The 26566-nt window shown below is 71.7% G+C and carries 20 protein-coding genes; 10 read left to right on the forward strand and 10 right to left on the reverse strand.

The window, feature by feature from the left end:
- Positions 1-14 precede the first annotated feature (14 nt).
- Complete coding sequence (locus ACLII4_RS06345) at positions 15-2147, reverse strand: amino acid permease (protein ID WP_412070056.1); 2133 nt, start codon at positions 2145-2147, stop codon at positions 15-17.
- Positions 2148-2615: 468 nt separating this feature from the next.
- Here ACLII4_RS06345 and ACLII4_RS06350 point away from each other — a divergent pair, with 468 nt between their 5' ends.
- Positions 2616-3644 (forward strand): hypothetical protein, encoded by a 1029-nt coding sequence (locus ACLII4_RS06350; RefSeq protein WP_412070057.1) that lies wholly within the window; start codon positions 2616-2618, stop codon positions 3642-3644.
- A 218-nt stretch (positions 3645-3862) separates the two neighbouring features.
- Here ACLII4_RS06350 and ACLII4_RS06355 read toward each other — a convergent pair whose 3' ends face one another.
- Complete coding sequence (locus ACLII4_RS06355; protein WP_412070058.1) at positions 3863-5956, reverse strand: amino acid permease; 2094 nt, start codon at positions 5954-5956, stop codon at positions 3863-3865.
- A gap of 179 nt (positions 5957-6135) precedes the next feature.
- On the opposite strand from ACLII4_RS06355, the gene ACLII4_RS06360 reads away from it, so the two are divergent.
- The gene (locus ACLII4_RS06360; protein ID WP_412070059.1) at positions 6136-7737 is read left to right on the forward strand and encodes a T9SS type A sorting domain-containing protein; all 1602 of its coding nucleotides are present in this window, start codon (positions 6136-6138) and stop codon (positions 7735-7737) included.
- A 101-nt stretch (positions 7738-7838) separates the two neighbouring features.
- Here the strand turns inward: ACLII4_RS06360 and ACLII4_RS06365 are convergent, their stop codons facing one another.
- On the reverse strand, positions 7839-8516 hold the full coding sequence (locus tag ACLII4_RS06365; RefSeq protein ID WP_412070060.1) for a hypothetical protein: 678 nt from the start codon (positions 8514-8516) through the stop codon (positions 7839-7841).
- Between the two features lie 211 nt (positions 8517-8727).
- Positions 8728-10116, reverse strand: a complete 1389-nt coding sequence (locus tag ACLII4_RS06370) for an Ig-like domain-containing protein (RefSeq protein WP_412070061.1) — start codon at positions 10114-10116, stop codon at positions 8728-8730.
- 111 nt (positions 10117-10227) lie between these two features.
- Here ACLII4_RS06370 and ACLII4_RS06375 point away from each other — a divergent pair, with 111 nt between their 5' ends.
- Complete coding sequence (locus ACLII4_RS06375; protein ID WP_412070062.1) at positions 10228-13140, forward strand: FAD-binding and (Fe-S)-binding domain-containing protein; 2913 nt, start codon at positions 10228-10230, stop codon at positions 13138-13140.
- Here the strand turns inward: ACLII4_RS06375 and ACLII4_RS06380 are convergent.
- The 3 genes from ACLII4_RS06380 to ACLII4_RS06390 form a co-directional block, all read right to left on the reverse strand.
- Positions 13137-13463, reverse strand: a complete 327-nt coding sequence (locus ACLII4_RS06380) for a DUF5615 family PIN-like protein (RefSeq protein WP_412070063.1) — start codon at positions 13461-13463, stop codon at positions 13137-13139. The two genes, ACLII4_RS06375 and ACLII4_RS06380, sit on opposite strands and share 4 nt — an antisense overlap.
- Positions 13464-13570: 107 nt before the next feature.
- Positions 13571-13792 (reverse strand): DUF433 domain-containing protein, encoded by a 222-nt coding sequence (locus ACLII4_RS06385; protein ID WP_412070064.1) that lies wholly within the window; start codon positions 13790-13792, stop codon positions 13571-13573.
- Positions 13793-13848: 56 nt separating this feature from the next.
- Entirely contained in the window at positions 13849-14430 is a 582-nt protein-coding gene (locus ACLII4_RS06390) for an outer membrane beta-barrel protein (protein ID WP_412070065.1), read from the reverse strand.
- A 149-nt stretch (positions 14431-14579) separates the two neighbouring features.
- Between ACLII4_RS06390 and ACLII4_RS06395 the strand changes: the two genes are divergently transcribed.
- The 7 genes from ACLII4_RS06395 to ACLII4_RS06425 all read left to right on the forward strand — a co-directional run bounded on the left by ACLII4_RS06395 (position 14580) and on the right by ACLII4_RS06425 (position 21251).
- The gene (locus ACLII4_RS06395; RefSeq protein ID WP_412070066.1) at positions 14580-15179 is read left to right on the forward strand and encodes a LemA family protein; all 600 of its coding nucleotides are present in this window, start codon (positions 14580-14582) and stop codon (positions 15177-15179) included.
- 43 nt (positions 15180-15222) lie between these two features.
- Positions 15223-16035, forward strand: coding sequence for a TPM domain-containing protein (locus tag ACLII4_RS06400; protein WP_412070067.1), 813 nt, complete (start codon positions 15223-15225; stop codon positions 16033-16035).
- A 364-nt stretch (positions 16036-16399) separates the two neighbouring features.
- Entirely contained in the window at positions 16400-16717 is a 318-nt protein-coding gene (locus ACLII4_RS06405) for a tetratricopeptide repeat protein (RefSeq protein WP_412070068.1), read from the forward strand.
- A gap of 10 nt (positions 16718-16727) precedes the next feature.
- A complete protein-coding gene (locus tag ACLII4_RS06410; protein ID WP_412070069.1) occupies positions 16728-17765 on the forward strand; it encodes a LysM peptidoglycan-binding domain-containing protein in 1038 nt (345 codons plus the stop codon).
- A gap of 162 nt (positions 17766-17927) precedes the next feature.
- Positions 17928-18779: a CPBP family intramembrane glutamic endopeptidase gene (locus tag ACLII4_RS06415; protein ID WP_412070070.1), complete on the forward strand. Its 852-nt coding sequence runs from the start codon at positions 17928-17930 to the stop codon at positions 18777-18779.
- A gap of 105 nt (positions 18780-18884) precedes the next feature.
- Entirely contained in the window at positions 18885-20099 is a 1215-nt protein-coding gene (locus ACLII4_RS06420) for a trans-sulfuration enzyme family protein (protein ID WP_412070071.1), read from the forward strand.
- Positions 20100-20411: 312 nt separating this feature from the next.
- Complete coding sequence (locus tag ACLII4_RS06425; protein ID WP_412060671.1) at positions 20412-21251, forward strand: RNA polymerase sigma factor RpoD/SigA; 840 nt, start codon at positions 20412-20414, stop codon at positions 21249-21251.
- Here ACLII4_RS06425 and ACLII4_RS06430 read toward each other — a convergent pair.
- The 3 genes from ACLII4_RS06430 to ACLII4_RS06440 are packed head-to-tail and all read right to left on the reverse strand — an operon-like array spanning position 21244 to position 26557.
- Positions 21244-23016, reverse strand: a complete 1773-nt coding sequence (locus ACLII4_RS06430) for a lamin tail domain-containing protein (RefSeq protein ID WP_412070072.1) — start codon at positions 23014-23016, stop codon at positions 21244-21246. The genes ACLII4_RS06425 and ACLII4_RS06430 overlap by 8 nt on opposite strands.
- Positions 23017-23024: 8 nt before the next feature.
- Positions 23025-24764, reverse strand: coding sequence for a hypothetical protein (locus ACLII4_RS06435; RefSeq protein ID WP_412070073.1), 1740 nt, complete (start codon positions 24762-24764; stop codon positions 23025-23027).
- A gap of 38 nt (positions 24765-24802) precedes the next feature.
- On the reverse strand, positions 24803-26557 hold the full coding sequence (locus ACLII4_RS06440; RefSeq protein ID WP_412070074.1) for a hypothetical protein: 1755 nt from the start codon (positions 26555-26557) through the stop codon (positions 24803-24805).
- Positions 26558-26566 lie beyond the last annotated feature (9 nt).

Below are 26566 nucleotides of genomic sequence, written 5' to 3' on the forward strand. Positions count from 1 at the left end.
CGGGCCGGGGGGCGCTAGCGCCCCATCGACTGCGCCAGCGTGCGGATCGCGGCGGGCTCGCCGAGCACGGTCAGCCGGTCGCCGACCTCCAGCACGGTCGAGCCGCCGGGCACGGCGATCTGGCCGTCGCGGTGGACGAGCGCCACGAGCAGGCCCGGCGGGAGCCGGACCTCGCGGAGCGCCTTCCCTGCGAGCGCCGCCGTCGGGCCATCGTGGCGGACGGTGAGGGCGAGGTAGCGGTCGTTGAGGATGAGCACCTCCTTGAGGTCTTGGTCGGTCTCGGCCGCGCGCCACTCGGAGAGGAAGGGAGGCTCATCGATGCGGCTGGCGAGGTTGGCGAGCGTGCGGAGGTGGCGGCCCGGCGGGTCCATCGGGGAGAGGAGGAAGAAGACGGCGAAGACGTCCTTCGTTTCGTCGGGCCGGTCGTCGCCCGTCGTATCGACGGCGACCGAGAGGCCGGTCATGGAGCGGACGAGGACGAGCGTTGGGCGGTCGACCTCGGAGAGGCGGAGATGGGGGAGCGCCACGCCGCCGGCGACCGGCGTAGAGCCCGTCCGCGACCCCTTCAGGAACGCCTCCGCAAGGCGCTCGGCCGGGAGGCCGGTCCGCTCGCCGAGGCGGCGGGCGGCCTCATGCGCGACATCGTCGAACGTCGCCTCCGGCCCAACGTCGAGGACGGCGGCCCGCGTGACGAGGTGCTCGAACGGCGACTCGTCGGTCAGCCCCTTCTCCTTGAGGATCGTGCGGAGCTCCGAGTCGAGCCCCTCGTAGCGGCGCGCCCCGAGCCGCGCGAACAGATGGTAGATGGCCCCCTCGCGCTCGACCTCCGACTTCGAGCGGACGTAGTACACGTACCACACCACGGAGAGGACGACGACGCCCGCGGTGAAGGCGATGGCGACCACGCCCATCTGGGCGATCAGCAGGACCGACGTCGTGATGCCCGCGATCTGCATCCACGGGTAGAGCGGGGTCCGGAACCCGGGGGCGTAGGACGGGATGTGGCTCTCGCGCATCACGATGACCGCGAGGTTGATCAGCCCAAACACGAGCAGGTTGAAGGCACTGGCCAGCTTGGCTAAGCCCTCGACGTCGAGCACGAGGATGCAGAGGACGATCGCCGCGCCCGTGGCCACGATGGCCGGGGCCGGCGTGTGGAAGCGGCCGATGGCCCCGAAGCGCCGCGTGATCAGCCGGTCGCGCGCCATCGCCAACGGGTATCGGGAGGCCGAGAGGATGCCGGCGTTGCCCGTGGAGGCGAAGGCCGCCAGCGCCGCGATCGCGATCAGGAGGACGCCCGTCGATTGAGGCAGTCCCTCGGGCGTGGGGATCCAGGCGAGGAGGTCCCGGGCGGCCGTGGCCACCGGCGTCAGGTCGGCCATTAGCGCGGCCGGGTCGAGCACGGCCACCAGGATATAGACCCCCACGGTGTAGACGAACACGGCCGTCCCCAGCGAGAGCATCATGCCGAGGGGGATGTTGCGGTCGGGGTTCTCCACCTCCTCGGCCACCGACGCCACCTTGGTGAGCCCAGCGTAGGCCGCGAACACGAGGCCGACCGTCGCGAACAGGCTGCCCACCCCGTACGGCATAAACGGAGTGAACTTGTCTTCCACGACCGCCCCCACGTCGCTGGAGACGATCTCCACAAACCCCTGGACCACGAAGACCGTGAGGACCAAGACGAGCGTCGTCACGAGGAACCGCTGGAGGCCGCTCGTCTCTTTGGCGCCGACCACGTTGAGGACCGTGAAGGCCACCGTCATGGCGACGGCCACCGGCTTGATGGGCAGGTCCATGAACAGGACGAGGTAGGCCCCCACGCCGACGAGCGCAAACGCGCTCTTGAAGACGAGCGAGAGCCACGTGCCCAGCCCCCCCACGGTGCCCACGAGAGGGCCGAGGGCGCGGTCGATAAAGTAGTAGGTGCCGCCCGCGCGGGGCATGGCCGTGGCCAACTCGGCCTGGCTGAACATGGCCGGGAGCACGAGGAGCCCGGAGACGAAATACGCGAGCACGACCGCCGGGCCGGCGTAGGCCATGGCGAGGCCGGGGAGCAGGAAGAACTCCGCGCTGAACATGGCGCCCGTGCAGATCGCGTAGACGTCGAACAGGGTGAGGTCCTTTTTGAGGCGGCCGGCGGGCATAGGGGGCGGGGCGCGTCCCCCCTACGATACCGCCTCGGCGGGGCCCGGCGGGGGTCGGGGGCGGCCCGTCGCCGGCCGCCTCGGGATATGGGCTCGGCGTCGGCCGGCGCCCCTCTTTTCTTTGTGCGGACCGGGGAGGACGGACCGCAGACCGCGGGCCGCGCCCCCGCCCGCCTCGGCGCCGAGGCGGAGGGGGGCCGTCTCCCTCCCCCAGCGGGGGAGGGCCGGGGAGGGGGCCGAGCGCGTCTGGGGCGGCTCGGCGCGGAGGAAGATCTGGACTCGGCGGATGACGACGGCGATGGCGTGGCCGGCGGAGTCGCGGGCGGCGATGGCTTCGAGGGGCGGCGAGGTGCAGGGCGGGCCCGGCGAGAGAGATTTGGTCGGGGAGGCCGCGGTTTTTACTCTCGTTCAAGTCGGGCGTCCCTCGCAGATCGCCCTTGCCTTTATCTCCCGTCTCCGCATGCGATCATGTCGACCTCGAAGCGACGCGCTAGACAGAGGTGGGAGAAACGACGCAAGGACCCTTGCACGTCGGCTCACGCCTTCACCCTGCTGGACCACGTCGAGTCGCAGGTCCGGCTGTTCGACACCAAGGCATCGCTCTTGCTGGCTGGCGATGCCGTGCTGATCGGGACGATCCTGGAGTTCGCCAACGACCGCCGCATCGGCGATCCCTTCGCTGTGATCCCAGTCTCGTTTCTGGTCGTGGCGCTGTTGTGTTCGATCATGAGCGTCCGTCCGTCGCTGGGCGGGCGGCACCGGGCAAAGTCTCCTCCCTGGTGGGGCGCCCGGTTCTCGGCCCTCGCCGATGTCCTGTGGTTCGTGACCATCGTGGGGTGGAGTTTCTTCGCGCTCTGGGTCTGGCTCATCGCGGACGGGCTCAACGCGGCGGACGTGGAGGGCTGTCTCTGGTGGGCATTCGGAGGGACGGCCATCGCGTGGGGCTTGCTGGCCCTCGGCGGGGTGGCGTGGCCGGGCCCCGCCTGCAAGGCTCTCGCGGGAAAAGCTGGAAGGTGGTGCGAGTTGTTACGTGGAGGGGCACCTGCCGGTAGGCCGAGTCCCTTCTTCTTTAACGACGTGGCCCGCATGAATTCGAGAAGGTTCGTGCGAGACGTGGGCGGTCACCTTCGAGGCAATGACGGGCCGTTCCGAGATCGGGTGCTCCTGGCGGTGCACTCGAAGTCGGTCTGGGCGCGTCGGAAGGACGTGCTGGTGTGGTGGGCCGTCCGGATGACCAGCGTCGGGGTGTTGATCGCGGCGATGAGCCTGAGCTTGGGGTGGAAGTACGCCCCGGAAAACGACGAGGCCGTCGACCCCAGCACAGAGGTTGTGAACGGCGAGGAGCCCGGGGATTGCGAGGAGCCCGTTGGTGACGGCGGGCCGGATGGGACGGGTGGGGGAGAGGCGCCCAGCGGGCCGCCGTCGGAGCCGGCCCCCGCGCCGCTTACCCCCGACTCCCTAGCGAACCGCCTCGGGGTCGACTGCTGGTGTGGGTGAGGCCCGCCGCTGGCCAGCCTCCTTTCTTGTTCTCCCCCTTGGAAGGGCTGACTGCGTTGTCGCCAGGCGGCCCCCGCGGAGCGGGTTGGAGGGTTGGTCTCCTCGCCGACCATCGAGCGACACCCACCGTCCGCTGCGCAGTCCCCTCCCGTACGGGGGAGGCCTTTCGTCGCCCCACCTGCCCCGCCTCGGCGCCGAGGCGGGACCTGCCGTTGGAGCTACGCCCGGAACGTCGCCGAGACGCGGCGGATGGCGGCCGGCTCGCCCAGGACCGTCAGCCGGTCGCCGACCTCGAGGACCGTGTCGCCGCCGGGCACGGCGATCTGGCCGTCGCGGTGGACGAGCGCCACGAGCACGCCCAGCGGGAGCCGGACCTCGCGGAGCGCCTTGCCGGCCAGCGCCGCCGTCGGGCCGTCCTCGCGGACCAGGAGGTGGAGCGTGCGGTCGTTGTGGAGCAAGACCTCCTTGAGGCCCTGCTCGGTCTCGGCGCCGCGCCACTCGTCGGCAAAGTCGGCCTCGTCGATCCGGCTGGCGAGCGCGGCGAGCATCTGGAGGTGCTGGCCGGGCGGGGTCTCAGGGCTGAGCAGGAAGAACACCGCCTCGACGGGGCGGTCGCCCTCGCCGGGCTCGGCGGGGACGGAGAGCGGCGTCCGGGACCGGACGATGACGAGCTCGGGCTGGTCGATGTCGGGGAGCCGGAGGTGGGGGAGGGCCACCCCACGCGCGACGGGCGTGGCGCCGGTGCGGGAGCCCTCCAGGAACGCCGTCTGGAGCCGCTCGACGTCGAGCCCGGCCCGCCACGCGAGCCGCTCGGCGGCCGTCTGGGCGACCTCCTCGAACTCGCCGCCGTCCACGTCGAGCACGGCGGCGCGCGTGACGAGGGCCTCGAACGGGGTCTCGTCGCTGAGCCCCTTCTCCTTGAGGATGTTCCGGAGCTCGGAGTCGAGCGCGTCGTAGCGGCGCGTCCCCAGGCGGGCGAACAGGTGGTACACGGCGCCCTCGCGCACGACGGCTGGGTTGTCCTTGACGTAGACGACGTACCAGACGATGCAGCCCGCGATGAGCACGGCGGTGAGCCCGATGGCGAGCGCGCCCATCTGGGTGATGAGCACGACCGGCGCCAGGATCCCGACGATCTGAGTCCACGGGTAGAACGGGCTGCGGTAGCCGGGCACGTACCCCGGGATCCGACTCTCGCGCATCACGATCACAGCCACGTTGAGGAGCCCGAAGATGACCAGCTGGAAGGCGCTCGCGAGCTTGGCGATGCCCTCCACGTCGAGGAGGAGGATCACGGCGATCATCAGACCGGCTGTCGCGATGATGCCCAGCGTCGGCGTCCCACTGCGGCCCAAGCGGCCGAGCCGCTCCGTCACCAAGTGGTCGCGCGCCATCGCGAGCGGGTACCGGCTGGCGGACAGGATGCCCGCGTTGCCCGTCGAGGCGAACGCTGCGACGGCCGCGACGACGACCAGCCCCAGCCCCCACCGCCCGGGCAACCAGTGGAAAAAGGACTCGGCCGCCGTCGCGACCGGCGTCAGGTCGCTGCGAAGCTCCGAGGGCTCCAGCACGGCGATCATGATGAACACGCCGACGACGTAGATGAACGTGGCCGTCGCCAGCGACAGCACCATCCCGAGGGGGATGTTGCGGTCCGGGTCCTGCACCTCCTCGGCGACGGACGCCACCTTCGTCAGCCCGGCGTAGCTCACGAAGACGAGCCCGATCGTCGCCAGCAGGCCCTCCGTCCCGAACGGCAGGAACGGCGTGAACTGCCGCTCCAGGTTGCCCGCCCCGAGCGCCCCGACCTCGATCAGCCCCTGGACCACGAAGAACGCCAGCACGGCGATGAGCACAACGACGAACCCCCGCTGCAGCCCGCTCGTCTCCTTTGCCCCAACAATGTTGAGGACGGCAAAGGCGACCGTAAACCCGACGGCGAGCGGCTTTACCGGCACGTCGAGGAAGAACACGAGGTACGCCCCCATCCCGACGAGCGCGAAGGCGCTCTTGAGCACGAGCGCCAGCCACGTCCCTAGCCCGCCAACGGTGCCCGCCAGCGGGCCCAGGCTGCGGTCCAAGAAGTAGTACGTGCCGCCCGCCTTCGGCATCGCGGTCGCCAGCTCGGCCTGCGACAGCATCGCAGGCAGAATGAGCACGCCGGCCAGGAAATACGCGAGCACCGCTGCCGGGCCGGCCGCCGCCGTCGCCAGCCCGGGCAGCAGAAAGAAGCCGGAGCTGAACATGGCACCCGTACTGATCGCGTAGACGTCGAACAGCGTGAGGGTCTTCTTGAGGCGGGGGTCAGGCATGGGCGCGGGCGTGCGGAGCGGGGACTACTCCGCGAGGGCGGACGCCGTTCGGCGGGCACGGAGAGGGTTGGAGATGCCTCTTTTCGGAACCGCATGGCCCGTAGTAACGTGTTTGGCTTCACGGTCCGATCACAATAGGGCCGGTTCATTTCGCTCTCTCCCCACCAACGCCTTTAAGGATGCGACACTTCGCTACCCTCGCCCTCGCGGCGCTCCTCCTCGCCCCTGCGGCCGTCGCGCAGTCGGTGACGGCCTCGCCGTCGCTGACGGCCGCCCCGCTGGCGAGCTTCGCCCCCGGCGACACGACCCTCATCGCCAACCGCTCCCCGTCGGACGCCCTGACCACGTTCTCGGACGGCAGTGGCAATTACCTCTTTGGAACCGGATCGTTCGGCACCGAGATCTTCGGGTCGGGCTACACGCTCCCTAGCGACGCCGCGTTCGACGCGATCGGCGCGACTCTCTTCGTGACCCAGGTGCCCGACGCAGGCGAGACGTTCGACGTCAGCGTCTACGCTGGCAACATCGCCGACGGCCCGACCGGCGACCCGCTCTATACCGAGACGTTCTCGACGGATATCATCCCGCCCCGTGACGGCAACACGATCACGTCCACACGGATCGAGTTTGCCCAAGATGTGCCGATCTTTGGCGAGGCGTTCTTTATCGTTTACGACGTCAACGCCATTACGTCTGTGTTCGCCGCCGGGGCCACAGGGCTCCAGACCGACCCGACGCCGGAGACCGTCATCTTTCGGGACGGTGCGTTCGTCCGTGTCCAGGACGAGTTCAACTCTGGCGGATCCCCTCTGCAAGTCTACCTCTACGGGGAGGCCATCGTCGTTGAGGTCGAGCCACGCGACGCGCCGGCCTCGCCGATCGTCGACGCCCGCTCGGCCGGCATCGGTGCCGACGTAACCGTTGAGGGCACCGTCTCGCGCGCTGAAGGCGACTTCGTGTACCTCCAAGACGAGACCGGCGGCCTCACGCTCCGCCAGTCCGACGAGAACTCGCAGTTCTTCATGGACGTGGCCTCGGGCGCCATCTCCCCGGGCACCACGATCCGCATCTCGGGCACGCTCTCCCAGTTCAATGGCCTGCTCCAGATCAACAACGACGACCTCTCGTCGTATGAGATCACGGGCGCCGGCGACCCCCCGGCGGCCCAGGTGGTCACCCTCGCCGAGCTCGCGGCCAACGGCGAGGACTATGAGGGCGAGCTCGTCACTGTGACCGATGTCACGTTCTCGGATCTCGACTCCGCAACCGGCCGGTTCGAGGCCCGCACGACCTATCAGGTCACCGATCCGTCAGACGCCACGAACGCCGTGACGGTCCGCGTCCCCAATGCCGACGACACGACGATCGACGGCACCGACTTCCTCGGCAGCCCGGCCATCGTGACCGGCGTCGTTGCTCAGTTCTCGTCGACGGACCCGGCTGCGGGCTATCAAATCACGCTCGTCCAGGCCGGCGACGTGTTGTCGGCGGCCGTCGCCGTAGGAGGCGACCCCGACGGGCGGCTCTCGCTCGGGAGTCTTCTCCCGAACCCGTCGGCCGACGAGGCCACCGTCACGGTCTCGCTGGCGTCGGCCGGCCGCGCCACGCTCGTCGTCTACGACGTGTTGGGCCGTGAGGTCGCTCGCGTCCTCGACCGCGACGTGGTCGCCGGCGACCACGTCGTCCGCGTCGACGTCTCGGCATTCGACGCCGGCACGTACCTCGCGCGCCTGACGGCGAACGGCGCTATGGCCGTCCGGCCATTCACGGTCGTCCGCTAACCCGGACCTCCGTCACCGCCTTTTGGGGCGGCGCCACGCACGGCGCCGCCCTTTTTTTTGTGTGCCCCGCCTCGGCGGCGCACGCGAGGAGGGCGGGGCCGCTACAGGTCGGCGCGAGTGTAGACGCGCTTCAAGTGGGGGACGAACGTCGCATCGTCCCCGGCATGATTGACGTAGATCAGCTCGAGGACGACGGGGCCGGCGCTCGGCGAGAGCGCGTCCCGCGTCTCCGCCGTCGGGACGATCGGGCCGCGGACCTCGGCGCTGAACTCGACCCGGCGCCAGGTCCGGGCGTAGACCCGGGCGGGGATGGTCGTGCCGGCGACTCCGACTTGGGCGTTCTCGTCGACGAGCGTCGCCGAGACCACATCAGTAACGAGGAACGGGGCGCCCTCCGCCGCAGTGACCGCGTAGACGAGCTCGGCATCGGCCGGCGACGACCTCCAGCGGTACAGGCCGTCTTGCCGGTTGGCGTACCAGGCCGAGGGTTCGAACACGCAGTGCGAGAAGCCCCTCGGTGCCTCGATCCGGACCCACGTCTCGCCCGCGACGACGGTGTCGCGGGTGGCCCGGAGCGTGTACTGCGTGTCGGATGCCGGAGCGAGGGTGTCGCTCGGGACACCGTCGGTGTACTCGATGCGGGCGGCCTCCTCGAATGTCCACTCCGCCCCGACGGCGAGAGGGATGGCGGGCGCGAGCGGCGACGGCGCGTCGGGCTCGGTGGTGTCGCAGCCGGCGACGGCGAGGAGGACGAAGAGGAGGGGGAGGCTAAACCGCATGGGAAGGGCGGGGTGGGTGAAAACAGGGGTAGCCTCGGTCCAGTCGCTCGCGGGGTGTGTGCGCAGGAGTTTACGCGCGAAGTGCTTGCGTGGACAAGGGCACCCGGTCGTCCCCGGCCGGGACGCGAACACGCGAGCGGCCCCCGGCGCCGTGCTGGGGGCCGCTCGGGCCGTCCCACGTGTCCGGTCGGCCATGCCCGACCGGCTTGGGTTAGCGGGCGACGGTCAGCCGGACCGTCGTGGCCGCGCCGCCAGCCGTCACGCGGACAGCGTAGACGCCCGGCGCGAGGTCGCCGAGGCCGAGGGCGAGCGTGTGGTCGCCGGCCGCCAGCGGGCCGTCGTGCGGCCGCGCCACCTCGCGGCCGAGCGCGTCGATCACGACGACACGCGTGTCGCCGGCGGCCGAGGTCGAGACGGCGATGCGGGCGCGGCTCGTGGCTGGGTTCGGCACGACGGCCACCGCCAGCACCTCCGGCCCGGGTTCCGTGGCGACGCCGCCTGAGACGGTGACCTCGACGGTGCCCGTCGCCTCGGCCGTCCCGTCGGAGACGGTGAACGTGAATGAGTCCGGGCCCTGGTAGCCCGCGTCGGCCGTGTACTCGACGATCGGCGCGCGCCGCCGTCCCGTCCCGTCGTCGCCGACGGCGGCGGAGCCGTGCATCGGGTCCGAGACGGCCGTGATGGACAAGGCGTCGCCATCGGGGTCGGTCACGTTTGCCAGCACGTCGATCTGGACGGTCTGCCCAGCCGGCGCGGTCGCCGTCGTCGTGCCGGTGACGGTCGGGGCGGAGTTGGTGCCCCCCCCGCCCGGCTCGCTCGTGTAGCTGGCGTTGTACGCGCGCGGCCCCTGCGCCGTCTGGAAGTTGGTGGCGTCGGCCGTCACGTAGCGGTCGCGCGTGGCCCACGAGTACACGTTGACGACGGTCGTGGGCGCACCGGGCAAGGAGACCGACACGCGGTACTCGATCATCAGCGCGGGGTACGAGCCGCCCGGCGTGACGAGCGTGCCCGATCCGACGACCTCGCTCCGGTAGTCCGTCGTGATGGTGAAGCCCGAGATCGTCTGTGTCGTCTGGTCTTCGGTGACGGTCCCGAGCGCGATCGGAAAGGTGAGTTGCTGGAGCCCGTCGGGCTCGTAGGTGATGACGGTCTCCGGGTTGCCACCATTCGCCGGCGCGTAGATCCCGAGCGAGACGTACTGGTCGTTCGAGGCGTCGGCGTAGACGTAGGCGTCGCCGTCGGGGTCGGAGTCTGGGACCTCGTTGTGAAGGACGTAGTTGGCGTCGGGGAAGTTGGAGGCGCCCGGGAGCCCGGCGATGTCGCCGCCGAAGTAGACCGTCGTGGCCGTTTGGTCCTCCACCGGGTAGGCGATCGTGGTGAAGTCCCACGTCTGGCCCGCGCCGCGGAGCGCGATCAAGGCGTCGATCCGGGTCTGATCGGCAGCCGGCACGTCCGTCCCCGTGTCGAAGAGGTCGCGCGTGACGGTCTCGCCGGAGTCGGCGAAGCCGTAGAGGTCATCGAACGAGAACGAGATCTGGGCGCTGGCGGGGGCCACCAGCAGGACGGCCAGGAGCGCGGCGAGGGAGAACCAACGGGACATGAGAGCGCAGGGGAGGGGGGGGGGCTCCTAGCGTAGGAGAGGTCAGCCACCCGCGCATCCCCTGTGCCGGGGAGAACGGCGACTCGGCACGCATTGGCGGTACGTTCCGGCATGGAGATCGAGACCGCCCGCCTGGAGGCCTTCGCCGCCGCCGTCCGCCCCCGCCTCGCCGGGGACCTCCGCCTCGACGCGCTCTCCAAAGCGCTCTACGCCACCGACGCGAGCCTGTACCGCGAGCCGCCCCTCGGGGTGCTGATCCCCAAGCACGCCGACGACGTGCAGGCGGCGCTGGAGGCCGCCGCCGCGTACGGCGTCCCGCTCGCGGCGCGCGGGTCGGGCTCCAGCCTAGCCGGCTCCGCCGTCTCCGGCGGCTTGGTCGTCGACACCACGAAGCACCTGCGCGAGATCGTCGCCCTCGACGCGGAGGCCCGCACGGCGACCGTCCAGCCCGGCGTCGTCCTCGACGACCTCAACCGCGCCGCGGCCGTCCACGGCCTGACCATCGGGCCCGACCCCGCGTCGTCGAACCGCGCCACGCTCGGGGGGATGCTGGGCACGAATGCCACCGGCACGCACTCCATCCAGTACGGCGCCGTCGTCGACTGGACCGAGTCGGCCCGCGTCCTGCTGGCGGACGGGACGCCCGCCGACTTCGGGGCGCTCTCGCCCGAGGCGTGGGCGCACCAGGCCCGGCAGTCGGGGACGCTCGGCGAGATCACCAAGCGTGTCGACGCGCTCCTCACCGTCCACGAGCACGCGATCCGGACCGACACGGCGCGGTGGTGGCGGCGCGCGGGCGGGTACCGGCTGGAGCGGATGATGGAGGCGCCCGAGGTCGACCGCGGCCCGGGGCGGGTGTGGGACGGGACGCGGAATCTGGCCCACTTGCTGGCGGGGTCCGAGGGCACACTCGCGTTCGCGACCGAGATCACGCTCGGGCTCGTGGAGAAGCCGGGGCACGCCACGCTGGGCGTCGTCCACTACGACTCGCGGATGGCGGCGTTGGAGGCCGTCGAGGGGATTCTGGAAACCGGCCCGACGGCCGTCGAGCTGTTCGACCGGATCGCCCTAGAGCGGGCGCTCGACGTGACCGAGTACGCGCCCAAGCTCCACTTCGTCCAGCGCGGCCCGCACGGCGAGCTCCCGGCGGCGCTTCTCATCGTCGAGTACAGCGGGGCCTCGCTGGGCGAGTGCCGCGAGGGGCTCGCGAGCCTGCGGCGGCACCTCGGCGCGGGCGCCGTCATCACGGATCTGGAAGAGGAGGCGCGGATGGCGGACGTGTACGCGGTCCGCAAGGTGGGGTTGGGGCTGGCGATGAGCGCGCGGCTCCCGGTCCAGGCCGCCGCCATCATCGAGGACGCGGCCGTGCCGGTCGAGCACCTCCCGGCGTACATCCGCGAACTCGAGGAGGCCATGGCCGCCGACGCGGTCGAGGCCGTCATCTACGCGCACGCGAGCGCGGGCTGCCTGCACGTCCGCCCGTTCCTCGATCTGCGCCAGCCCCAGCAGGTCGCGGCGATGGAGCGGATCGCCCGGGCGTCGGCGCGGCTCGCGAAAAAGTACGGGGGCGTCATCGCGTCGGAGCACGGCGACGGACGCGCGCGCGGAGCGCTGGCGGAGGCGTTTTACTCGCCGGCCCTCTACGCGGCGTACCAGGCCACCAAGCGCGCCTTCGACCCCGGCGGGCGCCTCAACCCCGGCAAGATCGTCGACGTGCCGCCGCTGACGGAGGCGCTGCGGATGGGGCCCGACTACCGCCCGTCGCCCGTCGCGACCGGCCTCGCGTTTTACGACTCGGCCGGCCAAGACATCGGGTTTCTGGCGGCCGTCGAGGCGTGCAACGGGTCGGCGGTCTGCCGCAAGACCGACGTCGGCACGATGTGCCCACCGTTCATGGCGACGCGCGAGGAGAAGGACTCGACGCGCGGCCGGGCGAACGCGCTCCGCGAGGCGCTGTCGGGCGGGCTCGACGCGCTCACCGGGCCGGAGGTGGCCGAGGCGCTCGACCTGTGCGTCTCGTGCAAGGCCTGCAAGGCCGAGTGCCCGGCGTCGGTCGACATGGCGGCGCTCAAGACGGTCTGGCAGTCCAAAAAGTGGGAGTCCGAGACGCCCTCGGCGCGGACGCGCCTGTTCGCGCACCTGCCCGTCGTGGCCCGGCGCGTCGCCGGACCGCTGGCGCGCGTGGCGAACGTCGTCAACCGGCTGCCCCCCGCTCGCGCGGCGCTCGCGGCGATCGGCGTCTCGCGCGAGCGAGCGCTCCCGCCGTTCGCGACGAACCCGTTCTCAGAAAAGGAGGCCCCGGCGCCCGCCGGCGACGGCCCGCGCGTGGCGCTCTTCGCCGACACCTTCGGCCGCTTCCAGGAGCCGTCGATCCCCCGCGCCGCGCTCGCCGTCCTGACCGCCGCCGGGGCGCGCGTCGAGGTCCCGCCGTACCGCTGCTGCGGGCGGACGTACCTCTCGAAGGGCTATCTGCCCCACGCGACGCGCCTCGCGCACCGGCTCGTCGAGACGTACGCCCCGCTCGCGCACGACGGCGTCGCGATCGTCGGCCTGGAGCCGTCGTGCATCCTGACGCTGCGCGACGAGATCCCGCGCCTCGTCCAGTCCGACGACGCCCGCGCGGTCGCGGCGGCGGCGGTCACGTTTGAGGAGTGGTGCGCGGCGCACGCCGACCGCCTAGAGGCCCTCGACTGGGCGGATGCGGCCGACGCGCTCGTCCACGGCCACTGCCACCAGAAGGCGCTGTCGACGATGACCGCCAGCCACGCCTGCCTGGGCGCGGCCGGGCTGGCGGTGTCCGAGACGAAGGCGGGCTGCTGCGGCGTGGCCGGGGCGTTCGGCTACGAGGCCGAGCACTACGACGTGTCGGTCGCCATCGCCGAGGACCGCCTCGCGCCCGCCGTCCGCGCCGCGCCCAGTGCGGTCGTCGTCGCGGCGGGGACGAGCTGCCGCGAGCAGATCGAGCACACGACGGGGCGCCAGGCGCTCCACCCGGCCGAGGCGCTGGCGGCGCGGTTACGCTAGTTGAGCGTCAATACAGCGGTTTGCGACCCTGGGAGCGCGAGGATTGCGTCGGCTGCGTCGCGGAGAACCTCTTCGATCTCGGCAGTCGAACAGTTGCCGCGTGCGATTCGGACGAGGTGCGGGGGCGGACCTCGGAGGACCGCAATGTCCAACAGGTCCGCGTCCTTCGCGACAACGATCAGCCCGTGCTCCTTCGCGTGGTGCCAGACCTCAAGGTCATCCGCCCGATCAAGCCCCACCTGTGAGACGGCGACAGAGCCGGGGAAGACATCGACCAGTCGGGCGGCGAGTCGCCAGGAGAGATCGTGGTCGAAGAGGAGCACACGGATGTCCAGTCGTTTCCGGAATGTGTACTTCCGTTTGTCTAACTGCAAACGGAAATGGAGCGTGGCGGAATGTCGTGGAGTCCTGATTGCCCAAATTCACATTTCTATGCCTCCGCAAGACCCCGCTCGCGCTCTGCTGCATACTGCAGCGCCGCGAGCACGTCCTCGCGCTCCAGGCTCGGGAAGTCCGCCAGCACCTCGTCCACGGTCATCCCCGAGCCGAGGTAGCTCAGCACGTCGTACACGGTGATGCGCAAGCCGCGGATGCAGGGCTTGCCGCCCCGCTTGCCGGGCTCCATCGTGATGCGGTCTCGGAAGTCGGTCATGGCACCAGGGGAGACGGGAACGTACGGCGCCCGGCCGGGGCGCTGGCGCCAGCGGCTCAGTACAGGAACGTCGAGAACCCGACCTGCACGCCGTAAAACGAGAACTCGTTGTCAAAGGTGAGGTCGGAGGTCTGGTAGAACGCCTCGCCCCGGAGCGCCACGTTGCGTGCGATGGGCAGCTCCACGCCCGCCGACAGCCCGCCGCCGACCGAGGTGTCCGACACGGCGCCGTTGCCGAGTGCGCTGCTCAGGTCGCTGCTGAAGCGCGTGTACGACAGCGTGAGGTCGCCCTCGACAAAGGGCCGGAGCGCGGCGCCCGCGGCGTTGCCGAGGTAGTACGTGACCGTGGGGCCCACGCCGAGCTGGGTGTTGGAAAACGTGCCCTGCACGTCCGACGTGGACCGGCTGTAGCCAAGCGTGACGCTCGCGCTGACCGCGAGGTTGTCGGCGACGAACCGGCCGACACGGGGGGAGAGGGTCGCGGACGTGTTGCTCTGGAACCGGACGATGGACCCGCTGCCGCCCAGGATTCGGACGCCCTTGGCGGTCTGGGCCCACGTGCCCGGGTCGTCGGGCCCAGGCTGGGCGGCGAGGGGGAGAGCGACGGTGAGCAGGAGGAGGGCGGCGATCGTGCGCATCGGCAGGGGGGAGGATGGGGCGCGAAACCTCGGGCCGATCTGGGCGCTCGCGCCGTGCGGTTTCGCGTGCCCGAGAGGAACCGCCCGGGGGGGAGGCATCCTTTCCCACCGTCCGGCGTAACGTGCCGCCCCATCCCCCTGTCCGACCCATGCGCAGCACTGGCGCCATCGCCCTCCTCGTCATCGTCCTCCTCGTCGGCTTCGCCGGCTGTGCGGGGTGCGGCTCCTACAACAGCCTGGTCCAACAGGACGAGCAGGTCGAGCGCGCGTGGGCCGACGTCGAGACCCAGTACCAGCGCCGCGCCGACTTCGTGCAGCAGGCGGTCGCCGTGGTCCAGGGCCAGGCCGACTTCGAGAGCGAGACGCTCCAGGAGGTCATCGAGGCGCGCAGCCGCGCGACCTCCATCCAGATCAGCGCTGACGACCTCGACGACCCCGCCGCGCTCCAGCGCTACCAGGAGGCGCAGGCCGCGCTCGGCAGCTCCTTCGGCCGCCTGCTGGCGGTGTCCGAGCGCTACCCGACGTTGCAGGCGAACGAGGGCTTCCTGCGCCTGCAGGACCAGGTCGAGGGCACGGAGAACCGGATCGCCACGGCTCGGCGCGACTACAACCAGGCCGTCGCCGACCTCAACGGCCGCATCCGGACGTTCCCGACCAACCTGGTCGCCGGGTTCGCGGGCGTCGACCGCCGCGCGACGTTCGAGGCGCAGGCCGGCGCCGAGGAGGCCCCGACCATCACCTTCGACTAGTCGTCGGCTCTCGCTCGCTCCCGATCGTCCCGCCCCCGTGCCCGTGCTCCGCCGTCTCGTCGCCCTCGCCCTTCTGGTGGCCGTCGCCAGCGGGGCGGCGGCCCCAAACGGGCGCCCGTACGAGTCGCGGTACGACATCCCCGCGCGGCCCTCGCCGCCGCGCCTGGTCAACGACTTCGCGGGTGCGCTCTCGCCCGCCGAGGTCGACGCGCTCGAACGCAAACTGGTCGCCTTCGCCGACTCGGCCGGCTCCCAGGTCGCCGTCGTCACGGTCCAGACGACGGACGGCGTGGCGCCGGTCGACTACGCGACGGAGATCCTGCGCGAGTGGGGCGTCGGCCGCACCGGGATCGACGACGGCGTCGTGCTGCTGGTGGCCTTGGCCGACCGCGAGGTGTTTATCACGACGGGCTTCGGCGCCGAGGGCGCGCTGACCGACGCGACGTCGGGCACCATCATCCGCTCGATCATCGTCCCGCGCTTCCGCGAGGGCGCCTACTACGCCGGCATCGACCAGGCGACGGACGCCATCGTGGCCGCGCTCTCCGGCGAGTTCCAAGCGCCGACCGCCGCGACCGGCAACGGCGAGGGGGGGATCCCATCCGTGCTCTGCGTGCTGTTCGTCATCTTTATCGTGCTCGTCGTGCTGTCGTCGCGCCACGGCCCGCCCCCGAAGTCGAGCGGATCGGGCGGGCAGCGGCGGCGGCGGCGCGGGCCGGGCGTCATCGTGGTCCCGACCGGCGGGTTCGGCGGGTTCGGTGGCTTCGGCAGCGGCGGCGGCGGCTTCGGCGGGGGCGGGTTCGGTGGCTTTGGCGGCGGCTTCGGCGGCGGCGGCGGCGCGGGCGGAAGCTGGTAGCCTTTCCCGCCTCAGTCAGACGAGGAGGGCCGTTGAGCCGCTGGCTGGGGAAGGCGCGCCTCATTTCCACAACGTCATCCCGAATGCATGTGCGTGATCTCAGCACGGCCGTCTAGCCTCTTCTGCCGTGGGTCCCAAGCTGAGGGCATGCGCTGAGATCACGCGCGCGGCTCGGGATGACGTGTCCTTGGAGGAGGCCGGGCTCTGCCGACAGCTTATTCAGTGCAAACCGGCCTGTCGCGGGCACCGACCGGCGCTTCGGCGTCCGGTATTCCCGACCCACGCCTCCGCCGTTGCACATCCGCACGCCCGAGCCGACCCTTCAGGACCGAACGCCCCGCTCGCGGCCCGCCTATCTTGCGGCATGGACCGCATCGCCGCCCTGGAGGGCTTCCTCGCCGACGACCCCGACGACCCGTTCACGCGGTTCGCGCTGGCGCAGGAGCACGCCAAGCGTGGCGACACCGACCGCGCCCTCGTCTTCTACCAGGCGCTCGTCGCCGACCGGCCCGACTACGTCGGCACGTACTTCCACCTCGGCGCGTTGTACCGCGCGCTCGGCCGCGACGACGATGCGCTCGACACGTACCGCGCCGGCATCGGCGCGGCCACCTCGGCCGGCGACCTCCACGCCCGCGCCGAGCTCCAGAGCGCGCTTCTGGAGGCCGAGTTCGACGACTAGCCCCTTCCGCATGACCCGCCGAATTGCCCTCGTTCTCGCCCTCGCGCTCGCCTCGCTGGCGGCCGAGCCCGTCTTGGCTCAGCAGGCCGACACGTACGTCGTGCAGCCCGGCGACACGCTCTTCCGCATCTCGCGCGCGAACGGGCTCACCGTCGAGGCACTCCGCACGCTCAACGACCTCGAGGACAACTACATCACCGTTGGCCAGACGCTGCGCCTGACCAACCGCGCCCCCCAGGGCCAGCCGCCCCGGCTGGAGGCGCCCGATCCGCCCCCCGGCGTCGGCGAGGCCATCCCGGAGCGCCCGACGCCCGACGCCCCCGCCCCTCGCGGCGGGGCCTCCAGCGGGCTCGTCCATGTCGTCACGGCCGGCGAGACGCTCTTCCGCATCGCCCTCCGCTACGACACGTCTGTGGACGATCTCCGCCGGCTCAATGGGATCACCGGCGACCAGATCGAGATCGGCCAGCGGCTCGTCGTGGGCGGCGGGGGCGTCGGCGCCCCGGTGGCCGGGGGGCCGGTCCCGATCGGCCCGCCGCGCGCGTGGTCCATCAACGAGACGACGGTCGCGGCCGACCTCGTCCACTTCGTCGAGCCCGGCGAGACGCTGTACTCGATCGCCGCCGCGCTCCGGATCGACGTCGACGCCTTGGCCCGCCTCAACGCGCTCTCGACGGCGCCGCTGGCGCCCGGGACCATGCTCCGCCTGCCCCTCGCCGTCAACCCGGCCGTCGCCTCGCGCGCCGACCTCCGCGACCCCGACGAGTCGGGCCTGGCGCTCGTCTACCCCGACGTCATGCGTGGGCGGCCGACCGAGAGCGGCGAGGCCTACGACCCGCTGGCGTTTACCGTCAGCCACCGCACGCTGCCCTTCGGGACCGTCGTCCTGGTGACGAACCCCACCAGCGGGCGCAGCACCTTCGCCCGCGTCACGGACCGCGGCCCCGTCAGCCGGTCGTACCTCATCGAGCTCTCGGCGGCGGCGGCGACGGCCCTCGAACTCGACCCGAACGCCGCCCGCCGCGTCGACCTGCGCGAGGTGCGCTAGGGACAGGGAAGGAGGGGCGAAAAGAGGAGACGAGGACCGAAGGAGGTTGTTCAATCTCTCCGCCTCCGTCCCTCTCCGCTCCGGGCCTCCCCGTGGCGACCAGGGCCCGCGCATCTCAGCCGGGCGACGTGCGTAGGGGCCGGAGTCCCCCGCTCGTCCCCCATGCCGTCGCCCGCTGACGAAACCGCCCGCCTCGCCGCCGAGTCCGCCCGCCTCGCGGACGAGATGGAGCAGCTGGCGACCCCGACCCCGGCCTCCGACCCCGCGCCCGGCCCCGTCGCCCCCGTCACCTACCTCTCCGCGACGCGCTCGGCGACGTATGGCTTCCTGGCCGCGCTGCCCCTCTTCGTGCTCTACGAGGTCGGCGTGATCCTGGCGAATGGCGACTCGCCCGCCCAGGTCCGTGTCGGCGCGGACGTGTGGCTCAAGGGACTGATCGCGTCGGTCGGCGGGACTGGCTGGGCCGCCATCGGGGCGTTCGTGGTCGCCCTCGGCGCCGTGGTGATGTGGCGCGAGCGGGCCCGCCGGCCGCCCCTCCGGGCAAAATGGTTCGGGCTGATCGTGGCCGAGTCGCTGGTCTATGCCGTCGTGCTGGCGTTCCTGGTGAGCGGCGTCGTCGGCGCCATCTTCGGAAGCTGGGTCGTCCCGAGCCTCGCGCTGGCGCAGCTCGCGGACTTCGGGCTCGGGCTCCAGCTGGCGCTCAGCATCGGCGCCGGGCTCTACGAGGAGCTGGTGTTCCGCGTGATCTTGGTCGGCGGCCTGTTCCTGCTCCTGCGCCGCGTGTCGCCGCTGGCGGACCGCCGCGCCTACATCGTCGCGGCCGTCGTCGGGGCGCTCGTCTTCAGCGCCGTCCACCACATCGGCGCGTTCGGCGACCCGTTCACGCTGTCCGTGTTCACCTTCCGGTTCCTGTTCGGGCTGGCGCTGAACGCCGTCTTCTTGGTCCGCGGCTTCGCCGTCGCCGCCTGGACGCACGCCTTGTACGACGTGCTGGTGGTGACGGGGAGCTTGTAGGGATCAGGGATCAGGGATCGGGAATCGGGAGTCAGGGGGGCGTCCGTCCGCGGCGCCGGTGGGGTGCGGTGAGTCGTGCCCCTGATTCCTCTTTCCTGACCCCTGATGCCTCTCCACCCCGACAGCTTGGCCGTCCACGCCGGCCGCGACGACCTCCGTGCGCTCGGCGTGCACGCCCCGCCCCTCGACCAGTCGACGACGTACCCGTTCGAGTCGCTCGACGCCGCCGTCGACAGCCTCGACGCGATGATGAGCGGCGCGGGCCCGACCGACGGAGGGCCCGTCTACTCGCGCTTGCACAACCCGACCGTCGCCCGATTCGAGGCGGGGCTGGCGGCGATGGAGGGCGCTGAGGCGTCCGTGGCCTTCGCCAGCGGGATGGCCGCACTTACAGCCGCATACCTCGCGGCCAAGACCGACGACAAGCAGCACGTCGTCGGCGTCCGCCCGATCTATGGGACGACCGATAAGCTCCTCTCATCCGGCCTCCTTGGCCTCGACGTGACCTGGACCGACGCCCACGGCGTCGCCGACGCGGTCCGTCCCGACACCTGCTTGGTCTCCATCGAGACGCCCGTCAACCCCACGCTCGACGTGATCGACATCGCGGACGTGGTCGCCCAGGCCGGCGGCGTGCCCGTGCTCGTCGACTCGACGTTCGCGACGCCCGTTCTGCAGCAGCCGCTCGCGCACGGGGCGGCGCTCGTGATGCACTCGGCCACCAAGTTCATCGGCGGCCACGGCGACGTGCTGGCGGGCGTCGTGGCGTGCAGCGACGCGTGGGCGGCGCGCTTGCGGCAGGTCCGGATCCTGACCGGCGCCAACCTCCACCCACAGGCCGCCTACGCCCTCCACCGGGGGCTGGCGACGCTGCCGCTCCGCGTGCGACGTGCGCAGGAGACGGCGACCGCGCTCGCCGCCTGGCTCGACGCGCACGAAGGCGTGGGGGCGGTCTACCACCCGAGCCGCCCCGGCCGCGACGGCGGGCTGGTGGGGGAGGGGCGCCAGCTCAGCGGGCCCGGGCCGATGCTGTCGTTCGAGATCCTGGGCCCGGACGGCACGCCCAACGGGCCCGGCGCGCACACGGCCGCCGCCCGCTTCTTGGCCGCGCTCCGCCTCGCGACGCCCGCCGTCAGCCTGGGCTCGACGGACACGCTCGCGCAGCACCCCGCCGGCCTGACCCAGCGCGTCTCGACCGGCGACGCCCGAGCGGCCGGCGGCATCACCGCCGGGCTCGTCCGGGTCTCGGTCGGGCTGGAGGAGGCGACCGACCTGTGGGAGGATCTCCGCCAAGCCCTCGAGTCCGGGAGGGCCGGCTAGCGGGGTCTCACTTCGTCTCGGTGTCACGGCCCCGTTCCGGCGCTGCCCGGTGAGGCTCGATTAACCGCCTGTGGCCCAAGGACTGGAAGGGAGGTCCGTGCCGGTGTCCCACCCGCCGCACCGGCTTGCGTGCTCGCCCCGCATGGAACGCGGAGGGGGCGCGAAAACCGAACTGTTAAGGAACTCCACCCTGAAGCGTCGATACGACCCCGGTTCGCCCGACGCGCGCCCGGGGTCTTCCCCTACCTTCGTCGGCTGTGCCTGGAGGGCACGGGAGGGCTCCCACTTTTATCTCATAGACCCAAGACGACGATGTACGTCCCGCGCAGTCAACGGATGCTTGACCAGTATCTCCAAGAGATCGGTCAGGTCCCGCTTTTGACGCCCGACCAGGAGGTCGATCTCGCCCAGAAGATCAAGCAGGGCGATCAGCTCGCGCTCCACCAACTGGTCCGCGCGAACCTCCGGTTCGTTGTCTCGGTGGCCAAAAAGTATCAGGGCCAGGGCCTGTCGCTCGCCGACCTGATCTCGGAGGGCAACTACGGCTTGGTCAAGGCCGCCCAGCGGTTCGACGAGACGCGTGGCTTCAAGTTTATCTCGTACGCTGTCTGGTGGGTCCGTCAGTCGATCTTGAAGGCGCTGTCCGACCAGGTCCGCACGGTCCGGCTCCCGCTGAACCGCGTCGGCACGCTGTCCAAGATGCGCAAGGCCTCGGCGCGGCTGGCCCAGGAGCTCGGCCGCCAGCCCACGCCCGACGAGATCGCCAAGGAGCTCGACCTCAAGGAGGAGAAGGTCGTCGAGGGCCTGCAGCACAGCCGCCACTCGCTGTCGATGGACGCGCCGTTCGACGACGACGACGGCAACAGCCTGCTCGACGTGCTCGCCGACGACAACTACGAGCAGCCCGACGAGGACCTCACCAACGAGAGCCTCAACATCGACATCGAGCGGGCCCTCGCCACGCTGCACCCGCGCGAGGCCGAGATCACGCGGCTGTACTTCGGGATCGGGCACGAGCAGCCGCTCACGCTCGTCGAGGTCGGCCAGCGGTTCGGGCTCACGCGCGAGCGCGTCCGCCAGATCAAGGAGAAGGCGCTCCGCAAGCTCCGCCAGAAGCACCGCCGCGAGGAGCTGGTCGCCCACCTCAACTAAGCGACCGCCGAACGATTCGAGGCCCGGCCGACGCTCTGTCGGCCGGGCCTTTTCGTTTGAGCCCGCCGGCGCCAGCCGCTTGCATCCTCAGGCGGGCGCTCGCGTTCGGCGCGCCGCGCGTCGGGCGGAGCCCGGGGGTCCAGGGGTCGAGCGGGTCGGGGAAGTACCCGACGGAGCGGCCGGGCACCTGAGGGCCGTACGGGCGCACGTCGACGACGCGGGTCCGGAAGGGGGCCTTGGCGATGCGGCGGTCGCGGTAGCGGACCGCGAGGTAGAGCGTCCCCCCGATCTGCGCGAGCTCGAGCCTGCCGGGCGTCTCGGCCGCCACGCCGAGGTCGAGCCCGCTCGCGGCGACCCCCAGAGAGAACAGGGGCAGGGTGTCGAAGACGATCGGGGCCTCCGCCTCGTGCCCCTCGCCGACCCGGACCACCTCGACGAACCCGTCCGCGCCCTCGGTGAACACCTCGTTGACGACGGCGACCTCAAGGCCGAACGCGTTGGGCAGCCCGGGGGTCGGGCGGAGCGGGCCGCGGAACAGGTCGGCTCCGTCCGGCAGCGCGTGGCGGGGGGCGCCGTCGGGGAACGCGCCCACCGAGACGCCGTCCGCCAGCCGCTCGGTGCGGAGCGTCGCGATGCGCTCCCGGGCCCGACCGTAGAGCGCGACCGTATCGCCGGGCGCGATCGGGTCTGGGAAGGGGACCACGACGAACTGGCCCGGCGCGAGCACCGCCCCCCCGAGCTGCACCTTCTCCGGGCGGTCCGCCTCGTCCGACAGGCTGTAGCCGGACAGGTCGGTCGGGGTGATGGTGGGGTTGTAGAGCTCGACCCAGCTGGCGGGGCCGCCCGCCTGGACTTCGTTGAGCACGACGCCGAAGAGGCCGTCCGCCGGGGCGGACAGCCCGGCGGCGATCTGGACGGCCGCCGGGGGCATCCACGCGGTCGAGGCCCGGTAGCCGGCGCCGACGAAGCCGAGCCCGCCGTCGACGTTCGAGAACAGGCCCGGCTCCGCGAGCGCGTCGGAGTCGCGGGTCGGCAGCGCCCAGGCCGCGTTCGTCACGAACCCGACGTACTCGGCGGCCAGGAGCCGGAGGCGGCGGTCGATGTGGCCCTGCGTCTCGAGCGCCCGGCGGACGGCGGCGGCGAACGGGACGTCGGCGACCCACTCCCCGGGCGTGGCCTCGGTCGGCTGGACGCCCTCCGTCACGACCACCACGCCGGTCTCCCCGGGCGCGAGCCAGGGCAGCCCGGAGACGGTGAGCCGGAGTTGCCCGTTGAGTACGCGCGGGGCGCCCTCGAAGGCGACACGGTACACGACGCTGCCTCCCACCCCCCGAGCCGACGCGACCGCCGGCTGCACGAGCGGGGGGACCGCCACGTCGATGGTCGAGGTGGCCCCATCGGAGCGCTGCGCCTCGATGCGGACGGTCGTCTCCGGGGTCGGCGTGAGGTCGGCGACGAACACGTGGCCCGTCCGGTTGCCGGGGAACGTCACCACCGAATCGCGCCACGGCGTGACCGCGCCGGTCGAGAGGTCGGTGGAGGTGACCGAGGCCACGACGGACGTCGAGTCGTCGAGCAGGTCGGTGATGGGCGCGACCCGGATGGCCTGGCGGGCAGCGGTCGGGTCGAGGTAGCCATAGACCGAGAACGGCGCGTCGAGCCCGACCGTCGGGTCGACGGAGTCCTCGCAGCCCGCGAGCGTCAGGGCGGTGGCGAGGAGCACGAGCCCAATCGGCAGCCGGGGGAGCGGGAGGGAGACACGCATGGCGACGGCTAGAGGCCCAGGCGGGCGCTCGCGTTGGGGGCCCCGCGCGTCGGCCGGAGCTCGGGGGTCCACGGGCCGCGCGCGTCGGGCAGCCGGCCGACCGTCCGGCCCGGCGTCTGGCCCCCGTAGCGGTAGTAGTCGATCACGCGGAACTGGAGCTGCCGGTCGAGTTCAGGGGGGAACCCCGGGGTGCCGGAAAAGCGAGTCTCGCGGTAGTACGACAGCAGGAACAGACCGGCTCCGGACTGCGGCAACGTCAGGCCCCGGCCGTTCTCCTCGGCCACGCCGAACCCGTTCGCGGTCGGCACGACGCGGCCCGCAGAACTCCGCGACGCACCCGCCTGCTCCTCCTCAAACAGGACGCGGAGCGAGTCGGCGCGTGGGTCGAGGGTGAGCGTCTCCACCCAGCCCCGGGCTCCCTCCGTGTTGATCTCGTTGAGGACGGCCAGGTCGATCCCTAGCTCGTTGGGGCGGCCAGGGGTGGGGACGAGCGGGCCTCGGAATAGGTCGTAGATCCGCTCGCTGAGCCCGATGGTCTTGCGGATGATCTTGGAGAAGCCGTCGGGGTAGGAGCCGTACGAGATCTCGCCGCCGGAATTGCTGGAGAGGTCGAAGTTGGGAAACTGCTTCAGGATGAGCTCGCCGGACGCCCCAAAGAGGAAGAGGTCGGGGCCGTAGGGGAACGACAGGGGAACAACGTGGAACCCCCGCGCGGGCACCACCTCCCCGCGCAGCCGCTGGAGTCGGGGCTCCGACTCGTAGTTCGACAGGCTGTATCCGTCCAGCGAGATAGGGCTCAGCGTCGGGTTGTAGAACTCCACCCACGCGCGCTCCCCGGGCAGGATCTCGTTGAAGGTGAGGGCCCCGGCAGGGTCGTCACCGGGCGAGAACCCGGCGTCGAAGGCCACGGTGGGGGAGAGGATCCACTCGACCGACGTCCGGTACCCTCCGCCCACGTACCCCAGCCCCGACTCGACGTTGGAGAACGTGCCGGGCTCGACGAGCACATCGGGATCCGTTGACGGCGGGGTCCAGCCGGGCCCCGTCACGAACACGTTGTACTCGACGGTGACGATGCCGAGGCCGGTGCGGAAGAGGCCGTGCTGCTCGAGATAGCGCCGGAGCGCGGTGACGACGGGCACGTCGATCTCCCACACCCCGGGCGCCGTCTCCTCCGGCTGCGCCTGAACGGGGATGAGAATGCGTCGCGCCACCCCGGGGAGGTCGTCCGGGTGGCCAGCGACCGTGGCGATGAACTGGCCGTTCAGCACATTCGGCACGGTCGCGATGCGGACGGGGTAGCCGATGGCATTGCCGAGAAAGATGGGCTCGTCGACGGTCGGCTGAGCGAGCGGCGGGACCTCGACGGTCACCGACGAGACGGCCCCGTCCGAGCGCCGGGCGTCGACCCGGACCATCGAGCCCGGCCGGGGCGTCATCTCGGCGACGAACACGTGGCCCGTCGAGCCGTCGGCGAACGTGACGAGCGAGTCGCGCCAGGCCGTCGTGGCGCCGGTCGCGAGGTCGGTCGACGTGACCGCCGCGTCGATCGTGTCCCTGGGCGCGTCGAGCGACAGGGCGATGGGTACGACGCGGAGGGCCTGGCGGTCGGCGGTCGGGTCGAGCTGGCCGTAGAGCGAGAACGGGACGTCGAGCCCGACGGTCGGGTCGACGGCGTCCTCGCACCCGGCGACGGCGACGGCGACGGCCACGAGGACCAGCAGCAGACCAAGGGGGTGGTGGCGCATGGGGGAGAGAGGGGGCGGGCGACCGGCGCTCGGGCGGGTCAGAGCCCGAGCCGGGCCGCGGCGTTGGGCGCCCCGCGCGTCGGGCGCAAGCCGGGCGTCCACGGGCCGCGCGCGTCGGGCAAGCGGCCCGTCGTGCGGCCGGGCGTCTGGCCGCCGTAGCGGTAGTAGTCGAGGGCGCGAAACTGGACGCGCAAGTCCAGCTCGGGCGGGCGCGGGCGGTTCTCGGGCCGGATGCGCCTGTCGGTGATGTACGCTAGCAGGATCACGCCCCCGCCGGCCTGCTCCAGCACCAGCCCCAGCGGATCCTCCTCGGCGACGCCGAACGGCCCACCGGCCGGAACGACGTGGCTGGCGGAGAGCCACCCCGCCCCTTCCGGGTCTTGCTCGAACAGCACGCGGAGCGAGTCGGCGCCGGGCGCCACGGTCACCGTCTCGACCCAGCCCTGAGCCCCCTCGGTGTGGATCTCGTTGAGGACCGCGAGGTCGAGGCCGACCTCGTTCGGTCGCCCGGGCGTCGGGGTCAGCGGACCCTTGAACAAGTCGTAGCGCCGCTCCTCGATCCCGACCGTGCGGCGGACGACGTACGAGTAGCCGTCGGGGAACGCGCCATAGGAGAGCTCCGCGCCGGGCTCGTCGGCGACGAGCGGGTCCGGCGTGATGCTCAGCACGAGCTCGCCCGAGCGGCCGTAGAGCGCGACCGTGATCGGTGGGCCTAAGACCGGGACCGGGAAGTCGAGTCCGACGACGGCGAAGTCGTTGGGGGGGACGGTGCCGGTCATGATCGGCTGGCGGCGTGGGTCCTCGGCCGTGTTGGAGAGGCTGTAGCCCCGCAGCGAGACCGGGCTCAACGTCGGGTTGTAGAACTCGACCCAGGCGTTGGGGCCGGGCTTGATCTCGTTGAGGACGAGTCCGCTCGCCGGGTCGTCGTCCGTCGTGAAGCCCGCCGCCGCGGCCGCGGCGACGGACACGATCCAGCGCACGGACGAGCGGTAGCCGCCGCCCACGAAGCCCAGCCCGTCGACGACGTTCGAGAACGTCCCCGGCTCAACCAGCACATCGGGGTCGGTCGACGGCGGGTTCCAGTCGGCCCCGGTCACGAAGAAGCTGTACTCGACGCTTACCAGCCCCAGGCCGGTCTCGAAGAGGCCCAGGCTCCGCAGATGGCGCCGGGTCGCGTCGACGAAGGGGATGTCGACGGTCCACTCGCCGGTCGCCGTCTGGGTCGGCGTCGTGCGGATGGGGACGGTCAGCCGCCGGGGGACCCCGGGCGGATCGTCCGGGTGGCCGGCGACCGTCACATAAAACTCGCCGCTGAGCACGCGCGGGGCGCCCGTGAGCCGGACCGGGTACCCGATCCCGTTCTCGATATAGATGGCGGCATCGACGACCGGCTCCACGAGCGGCGGCACCTCGACGGTCACCGACGAGACGGCGCCGTCAGACCGGCGGGCGTCGATGCGGACGGCCGAGCCCGGCCGAGGCGTGAAGTCGGCCACGAAGACGTGGCCCGTCGAGCCGTCGGCAAACGTCACCAACGAGTCGCGCCAGGCCGTGGTGGCGCCGGTCTCGAGGTCGGTCGAGGCGACCTCCGCGTCGATCGTCAGAGAGTCGGCGTCGATGGACAGCGCGATCGGGGCGACGCGGAGGGCCTGGCGGTCGGCGGTGGGGTCGAGTTGGCCGTAGAGCGAGAACGGGACGTCGAGCCCGACCGTCGGGTCGACGGCGTCCTCGCACCCGGCGACGGAGACCGCCAGCAGGGCAAGCGTCGTGAGGGTCAGCTGTCGAATGGGCATCGGAAGCGT

Source organism: Rubrivirga aquatilis (genome assembly GCF_046845665.1).
Taxonomy (GTDB): Bacteria; Bacteroidota; Rhodothermia; order Rhodothermales; family Rubricoccaceae; genus Rubrivirga.